17 protein-coding genes are annotated in these 22,939 nt (G+C 64.5%); 9 read left to right on the forward strand and 8 right to left on the reverse strand.

What is annotated here, in order from left to right:
* The first annotated feature begins 44 nt into the window (after positions 1–44).
* Positions 45–1,274 (forward strand): HPP family protein, encoded by a 1,230-nt coding sequence (locus tag ACP7BZ_RS06450; protein WP_426111215.1) that lies wholly within the window; start codon positions 45–47, stop codon positions 1,272–1,274.
* A 13-nt stretch (positions 1,275–1,287) separates the two neighbouring features.
* On the opposite strand, the gene ACP7BZ_RS06455 is transcribed toward ACP7BZ_RS06450, so the two are convergent.
* The 3 genes from ACP7BZ_RS06455 to ACP7BZ_RS06465 form a co-directional block, all read right to left on the reverse strand.
* A complete protein-coding gene (locus ACP7BZ_RS06455; RefSeq protein WP_426111217.1) occupies positions 1,288–2,253 on the reverse strand; it encodes a DUF535 family protein in 966 nt (321 codons plus the stop codon).
* Positions 2,254–2,511: 258 nt separating this feature from the next.
* Entirely contained in the window at positions 2,512–4,011 is a 1,500-nt protein-coding gene (locus tag ACP7BZ_RS06460; protein ID WP_426111219.1) for a helicase HerA-like domain-containing protein, read from the reverse strand.
* 56 nt (positions 4,012–4,067) lie between these two features.
* Positions 4,068–4,784: a UPF0149 family protein gene (locus ACP7BZ_RS06465; RefSeq protein WP_426111221.1), complete on the reverse strand. Its 717-nt coding sequence runs from the start codon at positions 4,782–4,784 to the stop codon at positions 4,068–4,070.
* Between the two features lie 107 nt (positions 4,785–4,891).
* Here ACP7BZ_RS06465 and ACP7BZ_RS06470 point away from each other — a divergent pair, with 107 nt between their 5' ends.
* From ACP7BZ_RS06470 to ACP7BZ_RS06480, 3 genes are all read left to right on the forward strand, one after another.
* A complete protein-coding gene (locus tag ACP7BZ_RS06470; protein ID WP_426111223.1) occupies positions 4,892–5,899 on the forward strand; it encodes a serine/threonine protein kinase in 1,008 nt (335 codons plus the stop codon).
* A gap of 153 nt (positions 5,900–6,052) precedes the next feature.
* Complete coding sequence (locus ACP7BZ_RS06475) at positions 6,053–8,332, forward strand: hypothetical protein (protein WP_426111225.1); 2,280 nt, start codon at positions 6,053–6,055, stop codon at positions 8,330–8,332.
* Positions 8,333–8,556: 224 nt separating this feature from the next.
* Entirely contained in the window at positions 8,557–9,306 is a 750-nt protein-coding gene (locus tag ACP7BZ_RS06480; protein ID WP_426111227.1) for a substrate-binding periplasmic protein, read from the forward strand.
* Between the two features lie 17 nt (positions 9,307–9,323).
* Here ACP7BZ_RS06480 and ACP7BZ_RS06485 read toward each other — a convergent pair whose 3' ends face one another.
* Positions 9,324–10,373: a DUF475 domain-containing protein gene (locus tag ACP7BZ_RS06485; RefSeq protein ID WP_426111229.1), complete on the reverse strand. Its 1,050-nt coding sequence runs from the start codon at positions 10,371–10,373 to the stop codon at positions 9,324–9,326.
* Positions 10,374–10,527: 154 nt separating this feature from the next.
* On the opposite strand from ACP7BZ_RS06485, the gene ACP7BZ_RS06490 reads away from it, so the two are divergent.
* The 3 genes from ACP7BZ_RS06490 to ACP7BZ_RS06500 all read left to right on the forward strand — a co-directional run bounded on the left by ACP7BZ_RS06490 (position 10,528) and on the right by ACP7BZ_RS06500 (position 15,630).
* Positions 10,528–10,950 (forward strand): divergent PAP2 family protein, encoded by a 423-nt coding sequence (locus tag ACP7BZ_RS06490; RefSeq protein ID WP_426111231.1) that lies wholly within the window; start codon positions 10,528–10,530, stop codon positions 10,948–10,950.
* 236 nt (positions 10,951–11,186) lie between these two features.
* Entirely contained in the window at positions 11,187–12,335 is a 1,149-nt protein-coding gene (locus ACP7BZ_RS06495; protein WP_426111233.1) for an efflux RND transporter periplasmic adaptor subunit, read from the forward strand.
* 1 nt (position 12,336) lies between these two features.
* Positions 12,337–15,630, forward strand: coding sequence for an efflux RND transporter permease subunit (locus ACP7BZ_RS06500; RefSeq protein ID WP_426111235.1), 3,294 nt, complete (start codon positions 12,337–12,339; stop codon positions 15,628–15,630).
* Positions 15,631–16,215: 585 nt separating this feature from the next.
* On the opposite strand, the gene ACP7BZ_RS06505 is transcribed toward ACP7BZ_RS06500, so the two are convergent.
* The 4 genes from ACP7BZ_RS06505 to ACP7BZ_RS06520 all read right to left on the reverse strand — a co-directional run bounded on the left by ACP7BZ_RS06505 (position 16,216) and on the right by ACP7BZ_RS06520 (position 19,824).
* Complete coding sequence (locus ACP7BZ_RS06505; protein WP_426111237.1) at positions 16,216–16,710, reverse strand: hypothetical protein; 495 nt, start codon at positions 16,708–16,710, stop codon at positions 16,216–16,218.
* A 249-nt stretch (positions 16,711–16,959) separates the two neighbouring features.
* The gene (locus ACP7BZ_RS06510) at positions 16,960–17,697 is read right to left on the reverse strand and encodes a histidine phosphatase family protein (RefSeq protein ID WP_426111239.1); all 738 of its coding nucleotides are present in this window, start codon (positions 17,695–17,697) and stop codon (positions 16,960–16,962) included.
* An 87-nt stretch (positions 17,698–17,784) separates the two neighbouring features.
* Positions 17,785–19,185 (reverse strand): L-cystine transporter, encoded by a 1,401-nt coding sequence (locus tag ACP7BZ_RS06515; protein WP_426111240.1) that lies wholly within the window; start codon positions 19,183–19,185, stop codon positions 17,785–17,787.
* A gap of 87 nt (positions 19,186–19,272) precedes the next feature.
* Entirely contained in the window at positions 19,273–19,824 is a 552-nt protein-coding gene (locus ACP7BZ_RS06520; RefSeq protein WP_426111242.1) for an arsinothricin resistance N-acetyltransferase ArsN1 family B, read from the reverse strand.
* Positions 19,825–20,204: 380 nt separating this feature from the next.
* On the opposite strand from ACP7BZ_RS06520, the gene ACP7BZ_RS06525 reads away from it, so the two are divergent.
* Entirely contained in the window at positions 20,205–22,142 is a 1,938-nt protein-coding gene (locus ACP7BZ_RS06525; RefSeq protein WP_426111245.1) for a hypothetical protein, read from the forward strand.
* A 143-nt stretch (positions 22,143–22,285) separates the two neighbouring features.
* Complete coding sequence (locus tag ACP7BZ_RS06530; RefSeq protein WP_426111247.1) at positions 22,286–22,909, forward strand: glutathione S-transferase family protein; 624 nt, start codon at positions 22,286–22,288, stop codon at positions 22,907–22,909.
* Positions 22,910–22,939 lie beyond the last annotated feature (30 nt).

The following is a 22,939-nucleotide window of genomic DNA, read 5'->3' on the forward strand; positions in this document are numbered from 1 at the left end:
CCTCGTATGGTGTAATAGCGTCATTCACGTATTGAGGATGGGTAATGGCGGAGCAGGCACAGGCAGGCAAACGGGGGATTGGCAACACACTGCGGGGCTGGCTGGCGCCTTTCTTGCCGCATCCCAACACGGCCAGCCGCACCGAGCAGGTGCGCGCGGGCGTCGGCGCGCTGCTCGGCTTGCTGGCCACGGCCCTGTTGACGCCGCTGCTGGTGGGCGCGCTGCAGGGCGACACCAGCGCCCTGAGTTTTTTGATTGCCCCGATGGGGGCGTCGGCGGTACTGCTGTTTGGCGTGCCGGCCAGTCCGCTGGCGCAGCCGTGGTCGGTGTTTGGCGGGAATGTTATCTCGGCCATTGTCGGCGTCAGCGTGGCGCGGCTGGTGGGCGCACCGGTACTGGCGGCGCCGCTGGCGGTGGGAGCCGCCATCCTTTGCATGTTTTTGTTGCGCTGCCTGCATCCGCCGGGCGGCGCGGTGGCGCTCACTGCCGTGCTGGCGGGGCCCGCCGTGCATGCGGCCGGCTACCAGTTCGCCTTTGTGCAGGTGGCCCTGAACACGGCCTTGCTCATTGGCGCCGCCATCGCCTACAACAATCTGACCGGCCGGCGCTATCCGCACCGCCAGCAAAGCAGTCTGCCGCCCGCTGGTGCGGCCAGCGCGCCGGTCGGCCGGGTTGGCTTCGCTGCTGGCGATCTCGATGCGGTATTGAAACGCTACGGCCAGGTTCTCGACGTCAGCCGCGACGATCTGGAAACCATCATCGTCGCCACTGAAATGCAAGCCTATGAGCGGCGCTTTGGCGTCATTACCTGCGGCGCCATCATGGCGCACAAGGCGATCACGGTGGAGTTCGGTACCAGCTTGCTGGACGCCTGGCACCTGCTGCGCACGCAGCAGGTGCGGGCGCTGCCGGTGCTCAACAAGGCGCGCCGGGTGATCGGTGTGGTGGCGCACAGCGATTTTCTGCGCCATGCCGAACTCGATCAGTACCACGGCCTCGGCGCCCGCCTGCAACGCTTCCTGATGCCGTACCAGGGCAGCCATTCGGACAAGCCGGAAGTGGTGGGGCAAATCATGACGGCGCCCGCGGTCACGGTGCGGGCAACGACGCCGATCGTCGAACTGGTGGCGCTGATGTCGGGTTCCGCTGCGCGTCCAGCCATCCATCATATTGCCGTGATCGACGAGGAAGACCGCTACGCCGGCATGGTCAGCCAGTCCGACCTGCTGGCAGCGCTGTATGAAAGCCGGCTGCAGGAGCCGGCGCTGGTCTGAGCCGGTCCAGCAGTCAGGCGCTGCGCAGCTGCAGGGCTGGGCCGTCAAAAGCGGCCGGTGCGCTGGCCAGCCGCAGGGGCGTCAGGGCGCGCTGCGAGCGGCGCACCTGCGCCTCGATGTCGTCGAGGGCGGTGCTGAGCATCTCGTGGCGCTTTTTTGCTTCCGAGCGCTTTTTCGAGGCGATCTCGGCGAGGTCGAGCGCCGCCAGCGCCGCGCACGGCAGGGTGAAATCGCCATCGGCGCGCTGCACGGCGCCCAGTTCGGTCCACAAGGTGTCGTAGTCGGCATGCACTTTGCCCTGGCGCATTGAGGTGGTGACCACGCGGTTCGCATTGCTCACCAGCAGTAACCCGGCGCAACCTTGGTCGTGGCCGAACTGGCGCACCACCCGCATCAACAGGTTTTTTGGACGCATGCCGTGCAGGGCGCGGGTCGCTTCACGCACACGGTCCTGGGCGCCGGCGCCGGGCGTGCCTTGCAGGCAGCCGACACCGAGCATCAACAGGGCGCCATCGCGCACAAAGGCGCAGGCGACCGAGTAGACCAGGGTCTGTTCGTGCATCAATTGAAAGATCAGCTCACCTTCGCGGCACAGCACGCTGCCGGCGCGCAGTTGCACGCGGTAATCGCCATCCTTGGCGTTCAGGCGGCACAGCTCGACGGCGCCGAGGGCGGCGCGCGCCACCAGCGGCGTCAAGCCCCGATCGATGACGGTGCTGTAATGGCTGCGCAGCGCATCGAGGCGTTCGTCGCAACCGAGCCGGGTGCTGAGGTAATCACGGTAAATCTTGTTGACCAGGCGGGGGCAACTGGGCAGCATCTGCGCAAACAGGGGATGCGAGTTGAGCAGGTGCAGCCAGGCGCTGGTCTGGCGCCGGTAGAGCAGGGCGCGTGACACCAGCTTGCATGATTCGCGCAGCAGTTTGATGCCGCGCAGTTCCGTGCGCAGTCCGGAACAAAGAGAGATAGTTGCTTGCATGTGACAGCTCGGTGGAGTGCCGGCACAGGAGGGCCCCAGGCGGTGAGCGAGGCGGCAGCTGTGGAATCGGCAGACGAGCGCAGCAAAGTGGCGCAGAAACCCGGTCGACGACGGCAAGCGCCCGGGGCGGGGGGCGATAGCGCGTGAACCTGAAAAATTATTTAAATATTACCTTGTGTTTCATAATGTATCACAAAGTAACAGCTGTCAATGCTACAGGAAATTTTTAATTTTTGTCTGCAACACAATGTTCGAGGTCTACCGTTTTTTCAGGAGCGATCCCAGCACGCCGCGGATCAGTTCCCGCCCGACCTGCGCGCCAATGCTGCGCGCCGCCGATTTGACCATCGCCTGCATCGGCGTATCGCGCCCGCTGGCGGCGCCGAACAGGTCGCCCAGGCCACCGAGAATGCCGCCGAGGCTGCCGGCTGACGGCGCCGTCGCTGAACTGGCAGGGGTGGGCGCCGCAGCCGGTGTGACCCGCGCCGTCAACATTTCAAACGCCGACTGGCGGTCGATCGCGCTGTCGTAGACGCCGGCCACGTTCGACGTCGCCATCAGTGCATGGCGGGCCGCCTGGTCGATGGGGCCGATGCGCGACGCCGGCGGCAGGATATACGTGCGCTCGACGATGGTCGGCCGGCCCTGGTCGTCGAGAAAGGAGACCAGCGCTTCGCCCACCCCCAGTTCGGTGATGACGGCGGCGGTATCGAGCGCCGGGTTGGGACGGAAGGTGTCGGCAGCGGCCTTGACGGCTTTCTGGTCGCGCGGGGTGTAGGCGCGCAGCGCATGCTGGACGCGGTTGCCCAGCTGGCCCAGGACCGTGTCGGGAATGTCGAGGGGATTTTGTGTCACAAAATACACGCCCACCCCCTTCGAGCGGATCAGGCGCACCACCTGTTCGATTTTGTCGAGCAGCGCCTTGGGGGCGTCATTGAACAGCAGGTGCGCTTCGTCGAAGAAAAACACCAGTGTCGGCTGCTCGACATCGCCCACTTCGGGCAGGTGCTCGAACAGTTCGGCCAGCAGCCACAATAAAAACACGGCGTACAGGCGCGGCGAGTTCATCAGCTTGTCGGCGGCGAGGATGTTGACCACCCCGCGACCATGCGCATCGGTCTGCAGCAAGTCGTCGATGTTGAGCATGGGCTCGCCGAAAAAAAGCGCGCCCCCTTGCTCTTCAATACCGATCAGGCCGCGCTGGATGGCGCCGATGCTGGCGGCCGAGAGATTGCCGTAGCTGGTGCGATACTCGGCGGCATGCTCGCCCACATGCTGCAGCAGGGCGCGCAAGTCTTTGCCGTCGAGCAGCAGCAAGCCTTTGTCGTCGGCGATGCGAAAGGCCAGCTGCAGCACGCCTTGCTGGGTGTCGTTCAGGTTGAGCATGCGCGCCAGCAGCAGCGGACCGAGGTCGGAGATGGTGGCGCGCAGCGGGTGACCCTGTTCGCCGAACACGTCCCAGAAGGTGACCGGGCAGGCGGCCCAGGCTGGCTGCTCGAGCTTGAGCATGGCCAGCCGTTCGGCCATTTTGGGCGAACTGGCGCCGGCCGCTGCCAGGCCCGACAGATCGCCCTTGATGTCGGCCATGAACACCGGCACGCCGATATTCGACAGTGCCTGCGCCATCACCTGCAGGGTGACGGTCTTGCCGGTGCCGGTGGCGCCGGTGATGCAGCCATGGCGGTTGGCCAGGCCGGCGAGCAGGCCAAACACCTGCTCGCGGTCGGTACTGGTGGCGATCGGCAAGAGATTGGACATGGCGGCTCCGGTGGCTGTAGCGAAATTACACGGCAGGGGTTACACGGCAGCTGGGGTTACACGGCAGTTTTGTCGCTGCTGTCGGTGCTGTCAGCGCCGCAGCATTTCTTGAATTTTTTGCCGCTGCCGCAAGGGCAATCGTCATTGCGGCCCACTTTCGGCTCGTCGCGCTTGATGGTGTGCACCGCGGACTTGCGCAGCGGCAGCCAGAATTTGTAGATGGCCGGCAGGTTCGCCTCGATTTCCAGCGCCAGCTTGTGGCCTTTGACGGGGTCGTCCACTTCCTTCAGTTCGGCTTCTTCGATTTCGTCGGCGCCCAGCAGGTACAGCGGGTGCATCAATGGCGCGACGTCGGACGAATAGATGGCGTCCCACGAACCGGGGCGCAATTCCAAACCCTCCCAAAAACCCCAGCACCATGCCTCGGCGTCGATCAGGGTCTGGCCTTCGTGCTCGTGCTCGACGAACAGCGGTTCGAATTCTTTTGGTGCCACTTCGAAGGTGACTGCCACTTCGTTCATGAAGCGCATGATCAGCTCGAAAATGCGGTCGGCTTCCTTGGCATTTTTCCAGGTCGGTGCGCTGGCGCCGTCTTCGCCCCAGACCTTCGGCAGCCATTCGGTGGGCATGATGGTTTCAGGGCCGATGGCAATCGCCGTCAGGAAACCGTGCAGGGTGTCCATGGTCATGGCGTCGTCGGAACTGCGGTCGGACAGCAGAAACTGGTCGAGTTCGTCGAATTCTTTGTCTGACAGGGGCTGATCGTATTGCATGGTGTGCTTTCGTGGGGAGGACGTTGGTGCGTGTGATGGTACGTAGGCGACAGTTTAACGTGTCTGGCCGCTGGCGCGTGAGCAATCGCTGCGGCGTACAATGTGTCATGAACCCTGATGCCGACCCTGCAGTAACCGCCCCCCATCCTTTTTCCGCGCTCGGCCCTGACTGCGTGCTCGACGCCCTCGACAGTATCGGCCTGCACGGCGACGGCCGCCTGCTGGCCCTGAACAGCTACGAAAACCGCGTCTACCAGGTGGGCCGCGAAGAGGGTGGCCCGGTGGTGGTCAAGTTTTACCGGCCGGCGCGCTGGAGCGATGCCGCCATCCTTGAAGAGCACGCGTTTGTCGCCGAACTGGTCGAGCGCGAAATCCCGGTGGTGGCCGCCAGCGTGCTCGATGGCCGCACCCTGCACAGTTTTGGCGGCTTCAAGTTTGCCGTGTTTCCCTGCCGCGGCGGTCGTGCGCCCGAGCTCGACGACGCCAGCGTGCGCGAATGGATCGGCCGCTTCATCGGCCGCATCCACGCGGTGGGCGCCTTGCAACAGTTTGCCGAGCGACCGGCGCTGACGCCGGCTACCTTTGGCGCCGCCCCGCGCGCCTGGCTGCTCGAACACAATTTCATCCCGCCCGAACTGTTGCCGGCATGGACCAGCGTGGTCGACCAGGCCCTCGACGGCGTCGCCCACTGTTACCAGCGCGCCGGCGCACAGCCCTTGATCCGCCTGCATGGTGATTGCCATGTCGGCAACATCATGTGGACCGATGCCGGCCCCCATTTCGTCGACTTCGATGATAGCCGCAGCGGCCCGGCAGTGCAGGATTTGTGGATGCTGCTGTCGGGCGAGCGCGAGGAGCGCGCGCGCCAGATGGCCGACATCCTCGCCGGCTACGAAGATTTTGCCGACTTCGACGCCCGCCAGCTGCAGCTGGTCGAAGCGCTGCGCACCTTGCGCCTGCTGCATTACTCGGCCTGGCTGGCGATGCGCTGGGATGATCCGGCCTTCCCGCTGGCGTTCCCCTGGTTTAATACCCAGCGCTACTGGCAGGACCGCATCCTCGAACTGCGCGAGCAGGTGGCACTGATGGATGAGGGGCCGTTGTGGCAAGGTTAGCCATCTGGTCGGATGGGCGCTGCCAGCGCTGAGCCCCGTAAAGAGCGAACTGAGCGGTGTTTGCCCCCATGTTCGGCGCAAGCGCTGCCCCCATGCGCTTCCATAATGCTGTATGTACTGCGCATTCGATGACGACGCCCTGAAGGCATTCTTGTGAAAGACACCATGGACCAGCTGCCCGACGACGACACCAATCTGAGCATCGATCTGCCAGCGGCAGCGCCTGCGCCTGCCATCGTGGCGCTTTCGCCGGAACGGGCGCAGTCCGAAATGCGCGCCATTCACGCCGCCATCGCCCGCGTCGAAGCCGAAGCGAAGGCGGCCTGTGCGGCCGAGAGCCGCGTCCACGCCGAGGCGCGTGCGCGCGCGCTGGCCGAAGAACGCGCTGCCATGGATGCCGCCGCTGCCGCTGCCGCACTCGAGCACGCTCAGGCATCGGAAGAAGCCATCGAAGCGAACCGCGACCGCCTGGAAACGCTGCGCGCCGCCGCCGCTGCCAGCGCCGCCCGGCTCGATGCGGTGCGCCAGGAAACGGCGGAATTGCGCGCCCGCGTCGAAGCCGATACCCGCATCCGCCTGGCCGCCGAAGCGCGCGCCCGCCTCGAAGAAGAGGCGCGCCAGCGCGCCGCCGAGCAGAGCGAAGTCGACGCAGCCATGGCACTGGCGGCCGAGCGCGCCGCCGACGACCTCGAGCAGCAAACCGAGCAGGCACGCCTGCACGCGGTCGAGCGCGTCGCTGCCGTGCAGGCGGCCAAACAGGAAGTGCTGCAGATTGCCAGCGCCGACGCCCGCATGGCGATCCTGGCGCGCGAGCGCGAGCGCCAGGCCAAGGGCGCGCGTCACACCGCCGAGCTGCTGGCTGATGCCGAAGCCGAAGCGTTGGCGTTGACGGTGCAACGTGAAAAAGCCGACCAGGTAGCGCTCGCATCGGCATTTGCGCGCGCCATGGCCGAAGCGCGCGCGCTCGAAGAAGCGCGCGCGCTGGCCCACGTCGAGCAGGAGCGCGAAGCGATCGCGCTGGCACAGGCCGAGTCCGAGCGGATGGCGGCCACATCGATCCACCTGCGTCTGCAGACCGAAAAAGAATTGCGCGACGCCGCCGTCCAGCGCCAGCGCCTCGAACAGAAAGCGGCGGCCGGCGCTGAAGCGCGCCGCCAGGCCGAGGCACGCATCATGACGGCCACCGAAGGGCGCATCGAAGTGGACCGCCAGCTGCGCGAGGTGGCGCTGGCGCGTGCGCTGGCCGAGGAGCAGGCGGCGATCGGCGTACAGGCGCGCATTGTCGCTGAACAGGGCGCCACCGAGGCAGCGCGCCAGCGCATCGAGGCCGAGCAGGCGCTGGCCGCCGCCGCCGCCGCGCGCGTGCAGGAGGAACAGCGGGTACAGGCGCTGGCGCTCGAACAGCTGGCCCTGCATGACGAAGGCGCCGCCTGGCGCCAGCAAGCCATTGACGCCGCCCAGACCGAGCGCGACGCCGTTGCCGCCGACGTCGCCGCCGCCGCCGCCGCCGCGGCAGCGGCGCTCACTGCCAGCGCTGCCGCTGCCGCCCTGGCGCAGGCGCAACAAGCGCGTCTGCAAGCCGAGCAGCAGGCACTGGCCGTGCTTGAACAAAAGATCGCTGCCGAACAGGCATTGACGGCAGCGGCCGCCGCGCGCGCTGCCGCCCAGCAGGCCGACGCCACGCTGCTGCGCCAGCAGGCTGCCGCCGAGCAGCAGGCGGCCGATGCCGTGTGCGCTGCCAGTGCTGCCAGTGCTGAGCTGCTGGCGCAGGCGCAGCGCGCAGCGGCGCAGCAGCAAGGAGCGCTCGACGCCGTCAACGCCCAGCTGCAGGCGGCCACTGAACTGGCCGAGGCACAGGCCGCGCTGACGCGCATCGAGCAGGACAAGGCCGCCGGCGCCCGCGCAGAAGCCGAGCAGGAGCGCGCCGCGGTGGCGCTGGCGGCACGTTTGCTGGAAGCGCGCTGCGAAGCGAGCGTCACCCGGCAGCAGGAAATCACGGCGATGGCGGCGCGCGTGGCGGTCGAAGCGGCCACGGCGCAGGCGAGCGCCGTGCGCGTCGCCGCGGAAAAAGAAAAACTGGCGCTGGCACAGCAGTTGCAAGCAGCCGAAGAAGCCGCCAGCGAGGCGATGGTCGACAAGGTCGCCGCCCAGCACCTGCTGCTCGAGAGCGCGCGCAGTCACGCCGCCCTGCAGCGCCAGGCGGCGGCGACCACCCAGGCGATGGCCGAGTCGAAGTTGCAGCTGGTCGAGCTGGAAACCTCGCGGCTGGCAGCCGAACGGCGTGCGCTGGCGGCGTCCGGCGAAGCGGTGGCCCAGCGCGCCACCGAAGCGCACCAGCGCATCGCCTCCGAACATTTGACGCGCGAAGTGCTCGGACGCTTGCTGACGCAGCAGTCGACCGCGGCGGATCTTGATCAGCCGGCGCAAAAATAAGCGATTTGTCAGGCAACCATGGGACAGGCACCAGCGGCGCCAGTAAGGGGGGCTGGCACCGCAGGAGCCTGTCCCATCCATGCATTCCAGTGCCTTCCTACTGGCTACAACTAACTACTTTATTCTTTCACAGACTGTGGCAGACTGGGAGCCGTTTGCCGGGCCGCTGCCGGCCCGTCGTCGTCCCTGATGCCAGCGGACGCACCGTCCTGCCGCTTGTACTCATGCTATTTCAACATCGTTGCGCCGCCACTGCCCGGATTGCCCTGCTTGTCCTCGTCGCCCAGTCGGCGGGGACGATGGCGCGCGCCGCTGCGCCGCTGGTGGTGGCGGTCGACACCGCCATCGAGATGCCGATGCTGCGCTTCGATCATTTCCGGCTGGTGGAGGGCATGCACAAGGATGTGGGCGAAGCGCTGGCGCGCGAGCTGGGGCGCACGCCCCGTTTCCTCGCCCTGCCGAGGAAGCGCCTGACGCTGGCGCTGGAAAGCGGCGAGGCCGATATCTTGTGTGGCTATCTGCCCGAGTGGATCAACGGGAAATTTTCGTGGAGCCAGCCCTTCATGACCGTGGTCGAAGTGGTGCTCACCGACCGTGGCGCCGTGCGTCCGCCGCTGGTGGGCGCGCTGGCCGACCAGCCCATCGGCACGGTGTTCGGTTACCGCTACCCGCTGCTCGAGCTGGAACTGGGTGATGCCTTCGTGCGCGCCGACGCCCCCAGCGTGGAACTGAACCTGGCCAAGCTGACCGCCGGTCGCTTGCACCATATGTCGGCGATTCAAACCTGGTTCGATTACCAGCAGCGCCAGGGCAACATCAAGGTTCCCCTGCATCCGCCGCTGGTGGTGGCCACCCACCGCACCCGCTGCGCGCTGTCGAACCGCTCGCCCATCACCCTGCGCGAACTCGACCGCGCCCTCGACCGCTTGCAGGCCGATGGCACCATCAGCGCCATCGAAGAGCGTTACCGCTAACGCCGCGCCGGCTGCCGTCAGCCAGCGCTGGCCAGCGCCCCTTGGCGGCGGTAGCGGATCGACGACCACAAGGAGATGGCAATGAACGCCACCCCGGACAGGCCGGTGAACCATTCGGGTATGTCATAGCCGATGCTGGCGAACATGATCAGGGCGAGGATGCCGATGGCGTAGTGGGCGCCGTGTTCGAGAAATACAAATTCGTCGAGCGTGCCCTTGTAGACCAGGTAGACCGTCAGCGAGCGCACGAACATCGCGCCGATGGCCAGCCCGAGCATGATGATGACGACATCGTTGGTGATGGCAAAGGCGCCGATCACGCCATCGAAGCTGAACGAGGCATCGAGCACTTCGAGGTACAGAAAGCCGCCGATCGAGCCTTGCGCGATCAGCTTGCCCACCGCGGGGTCGCTGCTGTTGCTTTCTTCACTTTCGAGCAGGCCGCTGATCCAGTCGACGCCGACGTACACCAGCACCCCCACCACGCCGGCAGTGAGCACGGCCAGCTTGCGTGCCTCCGGCACCAAGGTCATGCCGAAAAACACGGCGCCGACGGTCAGCAGGATGGCCAGCCCCTCGGTGCCGTACTGGCCGATTTTTTGTTCGATCCAGCCCAGCCAGTGCAACTGTTTTTCCTCGTCGAACAGGAAATTAAGAAATACCAGCATCAGGAAGGCGCCGCCGAAGGCCGACACTTCGCCGTGGTGGGCGCTGAGGTTGCGGGCGTATTCGGCGGGCGTGTTGATCGCCATGTGCCAGACGTCGATCAGGCCCAGGCCGGTCGCCATCGCCACGATCACCAGCGGGAACAGCAGGCGCATGCCAAACACCGCCACCAGGATGCCGACCGTCAAAAACAGCTTGCGCCAGAAGGCGTTCCAGTTGCGCAGCACGGTGGCATTGACCACGGCATTGTCGAACGACAGCGACACTTCCAGTACGCCCAGTACGGCGGTGATCCACAAGGCTTGCAGCAGGCCGGCGTTGCCGCCATGGGCATAGCCCCACCAGCCGGCCAGCACCATGAGCACCACGCTGACAATGATGGAAATTCGGAAGTGCTGCATGCCTGACTCGCTTTTCTCTATTGGTGAAAACGCCACAATGGGCCAGAGTTTAGCGCGAACGGGGCCGCTCCGGCGTTTTCGCGGTCGCCGCTGTGGTGGCCTTCTGCGATAATTCCGCTCGGCACCGTTGCCGCTGGACTTTTCATGGACACCGATGGACATCGCTTATCTCGTCACCCCCGTTCTGACCTGGCTGGTGGTCGGCCCCGTCAAATTTTTGATCACCAGCGTGCGCCAGCGCCGGCTGGCCTTCGACCTGGTCGGCAATGGCGGTTTTCCCAGCAACCATAGCGCAGTGGTCACGGCGATGGCGACCTTGATCGCCTTGCGCGAGGGGATCGCGCACCCGGCCTTCGGCGTTGCCGTCACCCTGTGTTTTATTGTGATGATCGACGCCAACAGCCTGCGCCAGCACGTTGGCCGCCAGGCTGCCGCCATCAACCGTCTCGGTGGCGCCGCTCCCGGCGTCAAGCCCTTGCGCGAGCGCATGGGCCACACGCTGGTGGAAATCGGCGGCGGCATCGTCACCGGCGTGCTGGTGGCGCTGGCCATCCATGCCGTCGGCCAGCACTGGTAAGCGGGCCACTACCGACAACAGCTTCATAGAATGGAACAGCGCGATCTGCATTTCGTCGCGCCTATCTGCAGTTCGTCCCTCCAATCCGTCGTTCCGAAACACGCCGATTGACCGGTCGCCGTCGCTGCCGGATACTGCAAAGCTGCTGCCGCGCCGCATCGATGATGGCGTGCGGCCCGTGTTTTGTCATTTATATGCTTGATCTAATTGCCCTACCAAACATCCGGAGACTTCCAATGCTGCGACACACCCTGCTCGTTCTTGCCATGGCCACCATGCTGGCTGCCTGTGGCAAAGGGGGCAAAGATCCCAAGGCCGAGGCGGCCAAGCCGGTCATCTTGCAGATTGCACCGGAAGATGTGATGCGGGTGTCGAGCAATTCGCTGGTCTCGGGCCCGGTGATCACCGGCTCGGTGCAGCCGGAGCGCAAGGCCGACCTGCGCGCTGAAGTGTCGGCGGTGGTGTTGCAGGTGCTGAAAGAAAACGGCGACCCCGTCAAAAAAGGCGATATCCTCGTCAAGCTCGATGAAACCTCGATACGCGACAGTCTCGGTTCGTCGGAAGCGTCGTCGACCGCCGCCAGCCAGTCGCTGCAGCAGGCCGAGCGCCAGCTCGAGCGCCTGAAAACCCTGCGCGCCTCCGGCATGACGTCGATGCAGTCGCTCGACGATGCCGAAATGCGCCGCAATTCGGCCCAGAGCGAACTGGCCGGCGCGCGCGCGCGCACGGTGCAGGCGCGCCAGCAGCTGCAACGCACGCTGGTGCGCGCACCGTTCGACGGCGTGGTCAGCGAGCGCAAGGTCTCGGCTGGCGACACTGCCGCCATCGGCAAGGAATTGCTTAAAGTGATAGATCCGACCAGCATGCGCTTTGAAGGACGCGTCTCGGCCGACCGCATTGCCGCCGTCAAGGTGGGGCAGAGCGTCAATTTCCGCGTCAATGGTTATGGCGAACAGGAATTCCAGGGCGTGGTGCGGCGCATCGACCCGGCCGCCAACGACGTCACGCGGCAGGTCGAGGTGCTGGTCGGCTTCGTCAACCATGTGCAGCCGAAAGTGGCCGGATTGTACGGCGAAGGGCGCATCGATTCGGACGTCAAGTCGGCCTTGATGCTGCCGGAAGCGGCCGTGGTCAAGGCCGGTGACAAGGTCTACGTGTGGCGCCTGCAAGACAAGACGATCAGCAAGGTCAACCTCGAAGTCGGCGTGCGCGATGCGCGCACCGGCAATTATGAAGTCAAAAGCGGCCTGGCCGCCGGCGACCAGGTGCTGCGTACCCCCAGTTCGACCTTCAAGGATGGCCAGCAGGTCGAACTGATGACGCCGAAGCTGGCTGCGGCAGCGGCAGCGGTCGCAGTGCAGCGGCCAACTTTGCAGGGGAAATAAGATGTTCCTTTCCGACTTCAGTATCAAGCGGCCGATCCCGACGATCGTGCTGATCCTGGCGATGATGTGCCTGGGCCTGCTGGCCCTGAAAAAGCTGCGCGTCAACCAGAGTCCCGATGTCGATATTCCGCTGATCGTGGTGACGGTGCCGTATCCCGGCGCCTCGCCCGACACGGTCGAGCGCGAAATCATCAATCGCCTGGAAAAATCGATGCAGAGCATCACTGGCGTGACCAAGGTGAGCTCGACTGCCAGCGAAGGCAGCGCGCAAATTTACATGGAATTTAATTTCAGCCGCAACCTGATCGAAGCGTCCGACGATGTCCGCAACGCCATCGCTGCGGTGCGCTACAAGATGCCGGTCGAGATGCGCGAACCGATCCTGCGCCGGCTCGACCCGTCGGCACAACCGATCATGACGCTGGCGCTGTCGTCGAGCTCGCAGAGCCACGCAGAAATTTCACGGCTGGCCGAAGACCAGCTGGCCGACCGCTTCCGCGGCATCGATGGGGTCTCTACCGTGACCGTCAACGGCGCCCTGAAACGCGAGCTGTCGGTGCTGCTGCGCGCTGAAAAACTGCGCGAATACAATGTCTCGGTCAGCGACGTCACCACCGCCCTGCGCAACCAGAACACCAATGCGCCGGTGGGCAAGGTGCGCGGCGACCTCGACGAGAAAAGCATCCGCCTGGTCGGCCGCATCGAGCGGCCCGAAGACTTCCAGCAGATCGTGGTCAAACGGCGCGGCGAAGAAATCGTGCGGCTGGCCCAGGTGGCGGAAATTCGCGATGGCTTTGCCGACATCGATAGCCTGTCGATCCGCAGCGGCAAATCGAACGTCGGCATCCAGATCGCCCGCTCGCGCGATGCCTCGACCGTCTCGATCGCCGTGCAGGTGCGCAAGATGGTCAAGGAAATTGCCAAGGAATTGCCGGCCGGTACACGCATTGAAATCACCCGCGACGGCGGCGACGAATCGCAGCGCAGCCTGAACAACGTGATCGAATCGCTGGTGCTGGGCGCGGTGCTGACCATTTTCGTGGTGTACGCCTTCCTCAACTCGTGGCGCTCGACGCTGATCACGGCGATGTCGTTGCCGACTTCCGTGATTGCCGCCTTCATTGCTGTCTGGCTGTGCGGTTTTACCCTCAACTTCATGACGCTGCTGGGCTTGTCTCTGGCAATTGGCGTGCTCATCGATGACGCCATCGTGGTGCGCGAAAACATCGTGCGGCACATGCAGATGGGCTCGGACCGGCGCAAGGCGGCGCTCGAAGGCACCGCCGAAATCGGCCTGGCGGTGGCCGCTACCACCTTTTCCATCATCGCCGTGTTCATCCCGGTGGCCTTCATGCCGGGCGTGTCGGGCGAGTGGTTCCGGCCGTTTGCGTTGACGGTGGCCTGTTCGGTGATTGTGTCGCTGGGCATTTCCTTCACGCTCGATCCCATGCTGTCGGCTTACTGGGGCGATCCACCGGATCACCACACGGCGCCGAAAACCGGCATCAGCCGCGTGCTGGGGCGTTTCAATGACTGGTTCGACCATCAAGCGGACCGCTACGGCCGCGTGGTGCGCTGGGCCTTGCATCACCGCCTGACCATGCGGGTGCTGGCGCTGGCCAGTTTCGTTGGCGCCATCTACCTGGGCGTGGTCCATGTCGGCTCGAGCTTTTTGCCGGCCGCCGACTCCGGCAACCTGATCGTCAACATCCGCGCACCGGCCTCGTCGTCGGTGGAGTATTCGCGTCTAAAACTGGCGAAGGCGGCCGAACTGGCCCATACGATCAAGGAAACCAAGGAAACCAACCAGACCGTCAATTCGGGTGGCGGGCGCATCTATGTCGACATCGGCAAGCGCGCCGAGCGCCAGCGCAGCGCCAAGGAAATCGCCGCCGAACTGCGGGAGAAACTGAGCACGCTGGTGGGCGCCGAATTCGTCGTCCAGGACGACTTGAATAATGGCGGCCAGAAGCCGGTGCAGATCGATTTTACGGGCCCCGATTCGCGCAAGCTTCTTGAAATTACCCAGGCATATATGGAAAAGCTGCGCCAGGTGCCGGGTGCGGTCGACGTCAGCCTGTCGCAGCAAGACCCGAAAAACGAGCTGCAGATCGACATGAACCGCGGCCTCGCCAACTCCATGGGCATTTCCGTCAACGATGCCGCGCAGGCGCTGCGGGTGTCGTTTGCCGGCGTCGAAGTGGGCGACTGGGTCGACCCCACCGGCGAGACGCGCGACGTCGCCGTGCGTTTGCACCCCGATGACCGCGTCAACGCGGAAAATATCGAGCGTCTGCCGATCTCGGTGACCGGCACCCAGCTGATGGTGCCGCTCGACCAGATCGCCAGGATTACCATGGGCAAGGGACCATCGGGCATCGATCACACCGATGGCAAGCGCACCATCACGGTGTCGGCCAATGCCCAGGGCCGCTCGCCAGGCGACGTCACCAAGGATGCTGTCAAGCTGGCCGAGGGCTTTGATTATCCACCGGGCTACGGCTTGAAGCTGGGCGGCGCCGGTCAGAGCCAGAACGAACTGTTCACGGAAATGCTGATTGCCCTGTTGTCGGGGATTGGCTTGATGTACCTGATCCTGGTGATGCAGTTCGGTTCCTTCACGGCGCCGTTTGCCGTCATGCTGTCGCTGCCGCTGTCGCTGATCGGCGTGGTGCTGGCCCTGCTGGTGACGCGCAATACCCTGAATTTAATGAGCTTTATTGGCATCATCATGCTGATGGGTCTGGTGGCCAAGAATGCCATTCTGCTGCTCGACGCCGCCAGAAAGCGTGAAGCGGACGGTTTTAATCGTGAAGAAGCGCTGATGGACGCTGGCCGCATGCGCCTGCGCCCGATCCTGATGACGACCTTTGCCCTGATCGCCGGCATGATTCCAGTGGCGCTGGGGCTGGGCGAGGGTGGCGAATTCTACCGTCCACTGGCGATCGCCATCATCGGCGGCACCATCACCTCGACCCTGCTGACCCTGCTGGTAGTGCCGACCTTTTATTTCAGCATCGAGTCGGCACGCGACCGCACCTTCGCCAAGACGCGCCGCCGCATGGCCCGTTATAACGTGGTGCTGGCGCTGCTGATGACGGCCGTCGAGATCTTGCTCACGCTTACCCTGATTCGTTTCGTCTACCGCAGCATCGTCAAGCTGGTGCGCTTCGCCATGGGTGGCGGCCGTGGTGGCCGCGGTGGCCGTGGCGGGCCTGGGGCGGTCGCACCATCGGGTTCCACGGCTGTGGCCGGAAACTTTGGTGCCGCGCCGGTGGTGCTGGAAAAAGGCTAGTACGCAGGCCATGCCCGATTGGCAGGGTGTTGGCGGCAACCGTACCTGGCCGCAGCTGGCAGCACTGCTGGAGTAGCGTCGTTCTTGTGGGCGAGGCCCTTTGGCAGCCCCAGTAGTTGTCCCAGTCGTTGCCCCAGTAGCAGGTCCAGTAGTTGCCCCAGTAGTAGGCCCAGTACCAGACTCAGTACCAGTACCCTGTACTAGACCCAACAGGCCGGATTTTTATCCGGTCTTTTTTATAAACGCACACTTAATCGCACATTTAAACGCAAAGGTCCTGCTTGCCGTAAAGCCGTCGCGCTTGCTGAGTTTGCAATGCGTGTTGCGATTGCTGGGCTTGCGACGATTGCGACGATTGCGACGATTGCCACGATTGCCACGACTGCCGCAATTGCTGGGCGTAATGTGCGTGCTACGGGCGCGGCGCCAGCAATGGATGCCGCCCTTGCTGCGCTTGCAGCGGATAATGCGCTTGCTGCGCTAGCGGCATCCGGGTGACGCCGACATGACACTCTGGCGTCGGCGCGAAGCCGTCGACAGGCCGCCCGCAGGGGCGCGGTGGCAGCTCCAGTCAGTCATTCGCAGTTAACTGCCGCCGCTATTGTTACCGCTATTGTTACCGCTACTGTTACCGCTGGAGCCGCTGCCACTGCTACCACCTCCACTGCTTCCGCTAGCGCCACTGCCGCCACTACCCCCGCTGCCGCTGCCGTTCGCGCCTGGTGCGGTGGCGGGCGGTGTGGTGGTTGCTGGGGCACCGGTGGCAGGTGTGGCGGGTGGGGGGGTGCCGGTCGCACTACCAGTGCCGCCGCTGCCGTATGAGCCAGTGGCACCACTGGCACCACTGGCACCACTGGCACCACTGGCACCACTCGTACCACTGGCACCACTCGTACCACTCGTACCACTCGTACCACTGCTGCCGCTACTGTTGTTACCCGCCGTGGTGGTGGCAGCGCTGCCGCTGCCGTCGGCCGGGGTGGTCGTGCCGTCGCCGCGTCGGCAGCCTCCCAGCAGGGCGGCGATGACGATGGCCGCCAGCAGAATGTTGCTGGCGTTGTTGGCTTTGTTGGCTTTCATTGATCACTCCTTGTTCACATCTATCTTGTGCCGCTGCAGTGCGTCGGATGCTGCAGCAACGCTCGGTCAGTCCCGCGATGAGCCTGGCCTGGCGCGTACCAGTCAGGAGAGCCGCGCAGCGAGAAACGCCGCCCCGTTCAGTGCACGAATTCGACTGTAATAATTAGACTGGCAAGCTAGCCACAGGTTCGGCTTGCAGGCGGCGCATGGTCGGCTTTGGACAAACTAAAATTCTGTGATTGAGAAATGTCAATCGGGCGCAGCGACGGCTGGCACGACGAAATGGCAGTGATCGAGTACCAGTTTGCCGCGCTGGCCGGCGGCGGGATCGAAACGGTAGGATGTGATCGAGCAGTTGGGGACGTCGGCGGCGCGGTCGTAGGCAAGAATGGTCGCTTCGTCGAGCCGCTCCAGCAGGTAGCGCAGACAGTTGACGGTGACCTGGTGACCGACGATGAGCACCTGTTCGCCGGCATACTCGCGGGTGATGGTGTCCAATACGCTGCGCAGGCGCAGGATGACGTCGCACCAGCTTTCGCCGCCTGGCGGGCGAAAATAAAACTTGCCGATTTGCTGGCGCTGCGCATACAGCTCGGGATAGCGCTGCGCAATGCCGCGGTTGGTGAGGCCGTCGAAAATGCCGAATTCCTTCTCGCGCAGGCGCTCGTCGGTGGTGATCGACAGTAACTGGTCGGGATCGATAGCATGCGCGATCATGCGCGCTGTATCGGCTGCGCGCAGGTAGGGCGAGTGCAGCAGCACATTCGGCCGCAGGGCGGCGGGCAGGGCAGCGAACCAGGCGGCCAGCGAGCGCGACTGCTGGCGCCCCAGTGGCGAGAGCGGCACGTCGACATCGCGGGTGGCAGTGCCGATCAGGCTACCTTCGGCGGCCTCGGCCATTTCACGCGCCACGTTGCCCGCGCTTTGGCCATGGCGGACCAGCCAGATCTGTTGCGGCCATTTTTGTTGCGACCACAGTGGGGGCATGGCAGGGGCACCGGTTGCGTTATCAGGATGGGATGATAAGCCACCGGCGTCGCTGCGCCGCGCACCTTAGCAACGGAGCGACCAGCGCTATGCCACCAGCTGCTCGCTGTCGAGTTCGACTTCGTGAAGATTGTCGAACTTTGCCATGTCGGTTTGCCCCATCAGCCGGCTGGTAATCGTCCCGGCGGTGATCGAGCCGCTGACGTTGAGGGCAGTGCGGCCCATGTCGATCAGCGGCTCGATGGAAATGAGCAGGCCGGCGAGCGCCACCGGCAGGTTCATCGCCGACAGCACGATCAGCGCGGCGAAGGTGGCGCCGCCACCGACGCCCGCCACCCCGACCGAACCGATGGTGATGATGCCCACCAGCTGGGCAATGAACGGTAGCGTGAACGGATCGATGCCGACGGTGGGGGCAATCATCACCGCCAGCATGGCCGGGTAGATGCCGGCGCAGCCGTTCTGGCCGATGGTGGCGCCAAACGAGGCGGCAAAATTGGCAATCCCTGCGGGCGTGCCGAGGCGCGTGATCTGGGTTTGCACGCTCATCGGGATGGCACCGGCGCTGCTGCGCGAGGTGAACGCGAAAGCCAGCACAGGGAAGATTTTTTTCACATAGCGGCGCGGACTGAGGCCGACGGTGGCGATCAGCAGCAGGTGCACACAAAACATCAGCAGCAGGGCGCTGTAAGAAGCGGCCACGAAACTGATCAATTTTAAGATGTCGGCAATGCTCGACTCCGACACCACCTGCGTCATCAGGGCGAACACGCCATATGGCGTCAGCCGCAGCACCAGCGTCACCATGCGCATGACGATGACGTGGGCAACCTTGACGAAACGGGCGAACGAGTCGAAAAGCTCAGGTTGCTTGACGGCGACGCCGGTGGCCGAGACGCCAATAAAAATGGAAAACAGCACCACCGCAATGGTCGAGGTCTTGCGGGCGCCGGTCATGTCGAGAAAGGGATTGGCGGGAATGAAGCTGAGGATCATCGACGGCAGCGAGACCGCATTGGCGTCAGGCAGCTTGCCCTGCAGGTACTGGCCGCGCGCCAGTTCGGCAGCGCTCGAGGTCAGCCCCACTGCAGTCAGACTGAACAGCTTGGCCATCAAGATGCCGATCAGCGCGGCCACCATGGTGGTGGCCATCAGCGTGCCGATGGTCATCACACTGATCTTGCCCAGCGAGGTGGCGTCCTTGAGCTTGAGAATGGCGCCAATGATCGACACCATAATCAGCGGCATGATGATCATCTGCAGCAGCTTGACGTAGCCACTGCCGGCGATGTCGAGGTAAGCACCGGTTGCCGCCACGACCGGCGCGCTGGCACCGTACACGGCCTGGATGGTCGCACCGAGCAGCACACCGACCCCCATGCCCGTAAATACCCGGGTGGTGAAGGAAACGTGTGCGGCCTGCATGCGGTACAGCGCAAAGCAGACGGCCAGGGCCACCGCGAGGTTCAAAATCAGCGGAAAGTTCATGGGGTTCCTTGAAAGGGATCGCCGCATATTGCAGCGCATCATTGTATTTTATATAGGTTTTAACGCAATTGCAGCCTTGTCTAGCATTTAAGAAAGCGCGTCGTCGGCGTGCAGTGTCAGTTGCCAGTAGGTGACATCGCGCCACTGGCCGCCCTTGAAGCCGACTTCCCTGAAGTGTGCCACTTGCTCAAAGCCGAGTTTCTGGTGCAGGGCGATGCTCGCTGCATTCGGCAAGGCGATGCCGCCGATGGCCAAGTGGTAGCCGCTGGCGCGCAGGCGCGCCAGTAGCGCTCGGTAGAGGGCGACGCCGATGCCGTGGCCGGTCGCCGCCGGCGCCAGGTAGATTGAGGTTTCCACCGCAAAGCGGTAGGCGTGGCGGGCGCGCCATTTGCTGGCATAGGCGTAACCGGGCACCACGCCATCGCATTGCGCCACCAGCCACGGCAGGCCAGCGGCCTGCACCTCGGCGATACGCGCGGCCATGCCAGCGGCGTCCACTGCCACCTGCTCGAAACTGATGGTCGATTCCAGTACATACGGCTGGTAGATGGCGGCGACTGCGCTGGTGTCAGCCGCGTCGGTGGCGACGACGTCGCGCACCAGCGCCGCCGCCGTTGCTGCAGGAGCGCCGTGTTTCATGCTTGCCGGCGCCACTGGCCGGGCCTTGCCAACTCAAAATGCATGTGTGGTCTTTCATCGTGGTGGGTGCTGCCCTGATCGCTCATTAGACGCAATTTGCGCAGCACTTGCAAGATCGCGCAGCGCTTTTTTCCGCCATCGGCGTCGTCGATTCAGTTAGGAATATGTATATTTTTTTGGGACTGGAACCTTTCATCGACAATGCCACTCTGATCTGATGCCTCGCAAGCGTTGACGTAGCCACCATGTCGATAGCGCCACCCATGACCCATCATGAAGCGCTGTCGTCGCCATCGGGGCGGCCCATCCAATTGAAGGGAGTGTTGTCCATGTCTGTCATGACAAAGCACATAAACTGTTTCCATCTCTGCTCGCCTGGCTTGCGTTCCTGGCGCCAGCTCACTGCAGCGGCCAGCGGCGCTGTCCTGCTGGTGGCGCTGCTGGTATCACTGCTGGTATTACTGCTGGGATTGCAGCGGCCGGCGGCCGCGCAAAATGCCAGCGCGCCGGCCGCTGCCGCCAGCGCGGCTGCGCTGCGTTACCGGGTCGTTAATTTGGGGCCGGGCGAACTGAGTACCTCGCCGGCCATCAATGCCAGCGGCCAGGTCGCCTTTAGCTTCTCTGACGGTGCTGCGCAACGGGCGTGGTTTTTTGACGGCAAGCGCTTGCAATCGATCGGCTCGCTCGGTGGCGCGCTGGTGTTTTCCACGGGGCTCAACGATAGTGGCCAGATCTGTGGTTACGCGCAGACTGTTGGCGACGGGCTGTTTCACGCGTTTCGCTGGTCGGCCGGCAGTGGCATACGTGACCTTGGTACCCTCGACGGCGGCGAGTCGAGTGGCCAGGCCATCAATGCCGGTGGCGACGTGGTCGGCTATTCTGGCGGCCAGTTGCGCCCGATTCACGCGTTTCGCTGGAGCGCCAGTGCCGGCATGATCGATCTGGGCTCGCTGGCCAACGATGTGTCGTCGGCGGTGGCGCTCAATGATAGCGGCCTGATCAGCGGTTTTTCCAACACCGCCAGCGGTGATACCCACGCCTTTGTGTGGACGCGCGCCAGGGGCATCGAAGATATCGGCACGCTCGGCGGTACAGTCTCATATCCGGAGGCGGTGGCGGCGCGCGGTGAAGTCTCAGGCTTTTCCGAAGTAGCGCAAACACCCGGCCTGTATCACGCCTTTTTCTGGACACGCGCTGGCGGCATGCATGACCTGGGCACCCTGAACGGCAGCGAATCGTTCGTGCTGGCGATGAATCGGCAAGCGCAGATCGCTGGCGTCATCAATGTTGACAGCGGTTACCAGCGCGCCATTTTCTGGACGGCCGCCACCGGCATGCGCGATCTGGGCACCTTTGGTGGTCCGGGCGCGCGTGCCCAAGGGCTCAATGGCAAGGGGCAAGTGGTCGGTTTTGCCTTGGACCGGCAGCAAAATTTGCGGGCCTTCCTGTGGAGCGAGGCGCAGGGCCTGGCTGACCTGAACACCCGCCTGGTCAACGCGCCGGCCGGTCTGCTGCTTGACGATGCCGTTGCCATCGCCGACAACGGCGCCATCGTCGCCACCTCGAACGCCGGTCTGGTGTTGTTGCGGCCGCTTGGCCAGGACAATGTGGCCGCGCCCGTGGTGGGACCGGTCGACGTCCCCGCCCTGATCCGCGTGGGCAGCGCCGCCACCGTCAAAGTGGCCTTTAACGATAGCGATTCCCGCGAGCAGCACCGGGCCAGCCTGCAGTGGGGCGACGCCACCATGGAGACCGCGCTGGTGAGCGAAAGCGGCGGCGCCGGCAGTGCCTGGGCCAGTCACATCTACCGCGCGCCCGGGGTCTACACCATTATCGCCAAGGTCACTGACAACGCTGGCAACACCACCACGGTCAGGCGCGAAGTGGTGGTGGCGGCCAGGCAGCAACACGGTGCCGGCAGTGGCACACTGCTGTCGCCGCAAGGGGCCGACCGCCGCGCGCCAGCGCGCAGCGGCCCGGCGGCCTTCAGCTTTGTCGCGCCGGGCGTCCAGGCGGCGACCGGCAAGGTGCAATTTGACGCTGCCCGGCTGGCGTTTCGCAGTATCACGGTGACGGTGGCGCCGGCTGCGCAGGACAGCGAGCTGTTCACAGGTGTCGGCCAGCTCAACGGCAAGGACGGTTACAGCTACGCCCTCACGGTGGCGCCCGGCAGCGCAGCGCAAGGGCGCTTTCACCTGCGTATCTGGCATGCCGATGCGCGCAGCGGGGCCGCGCTGCTCGACTACGACAATGGCCAGACCCGCGCCGCCCAACGCGGCACGCTGCTCAGCGGCGGCGCCATTGCGCTGGCGCCGTGAGGGGAACCTTGTGTTGACGCGCATCCCGTGTTGCGCTGGCGGCACGGGCAAGTGTATTGGGTCGGATCGACAACTTTTTACAAGACAGGGCGCGCATCATGCCGTAATGTAGGTGCTGCATACCACCTTCACCAGGAGCTCACATGAATCGCCATGTCACACTGTATTACGCGCCCCAATCGCGCGCGCTGGGCGCGCTTGCCCTGCTCGAAGAACTGGGCGCCGATTACACGCTGCAAATACTGAATCTAAAAACTGGTCAGCAGCGCCAGCCTGCCTACCTCGCCATCAACCCGATGGGCAAGGTACCGGCCATCGTCCATGACGGCGCGCTGGTGACGGAGCAGCCGGCCATCTATCAGTACCTCGCCGAGCTCTACCCTGAGGCGCAGCTGTCACCGGCCCCAGGCACATCCCTGCGCGGTCCGTACCTGCGCTGGCTGGCCTTCTATGGCAGCAGCTTCGAGCCGGCCCTGCTCGACAAAGCCTTGCAGCGCGCGCCAGGCGCGCCGTCGACGGTGCCGTACGGTGACTATGACACCACCATCAAGGTGCTCACCGACCAGCTCGAGCATGGTTCCTATCTGCTCGGCGACACCATTACCGCCGCCGACTTGTTATGGGGCGTGGCGCTGGCATGGACGGTGGCTTTCAAGATGGTGCCCGATACGCCGCGGATCCGCGCCTACATCGAGCGCATCGAAGCGCGTCCTTCCGTGCAGCGCGCGCGGGCACGCGAGGCAGAGATTCTGGCGACCCTGAACTGATTGCATGGGCAAAGCAGGGCGATATCAGCG

Source organism: Massilia sp. PWRC2, from assembly GCF_049896725.1.
GTDB lineage: Bacteria > Pseudomonadota > Gammaproteobacteria > Burkholderiales > Burkholderiaceae_D > JAFCUW01.

Coding starts and splice junctions, on each gene's coding strand:
- ACP7BZ_RS06450 (WP_426111215.1), top strand. CDS start 45: ATGGCGGAGCAGGCACAGGCAGGCAAACGGGGGATTGGCAACACACTG.
- ACP7BZ_RS06455 (WP_426111217.1), bottom strand. CDS start 2,253: ATGCAAGCAACTATCTCTCTTTGTTCCGGACTGCGCACGGAACTGCGC.
- ACP7BZ_RS06460 (WP_426111219.1), bottom strand. CDS start 4,011: ATGTCCAATCTCTTGCCGATCGCCACCAGTACCGACCGCGAGCAGGTG.
- ACP7BZ_RS06465 (WP_426111221.1), bottom strand. CDS start 4,784: ATGCAATACGATCAGCCCCTGTCAGACAAAGAATTCGACGAACTCGAC.
- ACP7BZ_RS06470 (WP_426111223.1), top strand. CDS start 4,892: ATGAACCCTGATGCCGACCCTGCAGTAACCGCCCCCCATCCTTTTTCC.
- ACP7BZ_RS06480 (WP_426111227.1), top strand. CDS start 8,557: ATGCTATTTCAACATCGTTGCGCCGCCACTGCCCGGATTGCCCTGCTT.
- ACP7BZ_RS06485 (WP_426111229.1), bottom strand. CDS start 10,373: ATGCAGCACTTCCGAATTTCCATCATTGTCAGCGTGGTGCTCATGGTG.
- ACP7BZ_RS06490 (WP_426111231.1), top strand. CDS start 10,528: ATGGACATCGCTTATCTCGTCACCCCCGTTCTGACCTGGCTGGTGGTC.
- ACP7BZ_RS06495 (WP_426111233.1), top strand. CDS start 11,187: ATGCTGCGACACACCCTGCTCGTTCTTGCCATGGCCACCATGCTGGCT.
- ACP7BZ_RS06500 (WP_426111235.1), top strand. CDS start 12,337: ATGTTCCTTTCCGACTTCAGTATCAAGCGGCCGATCCCGACGATCGTG.
- ACP7BZ_RS06505 (WP_426111237.1), bottom strand. CDS start 16,710: ATGAAAGCCAACAAAGCCAACAACGCCAGCAACATTCTGCTGGCGGCC.
- ACP7BZ_RS06510 (WP_426111239.1), bottom strand. CDS start 17,697: ATGCCCCCACTGTGGTCGCAACAAAAATGGCCGCAACAGATCTGGCTG.
- ACP7BZ_RS06515 (WP_426111240.1), bottom strand. CDS start 19,185: ATGAACTTTCCGCTGATTTTGAACCTCGCGGTGGCCCTGGCCGTCTGC.
- ACP7BZ_RS06520 (WP_426111242.1), bottom strand. CDS start 19,824: ATGAAACACGGCGCTCCTGCAGCAACGGCGGCGGCGCTGGTGCGCGAC.
- ACP7BZ_RS06530 (WP_426111247.1), top strand. CDS start 22,286: ATGAATCGCCATGTCACACTGTATTACGCGCCCCAATCGCGCGCGCTG.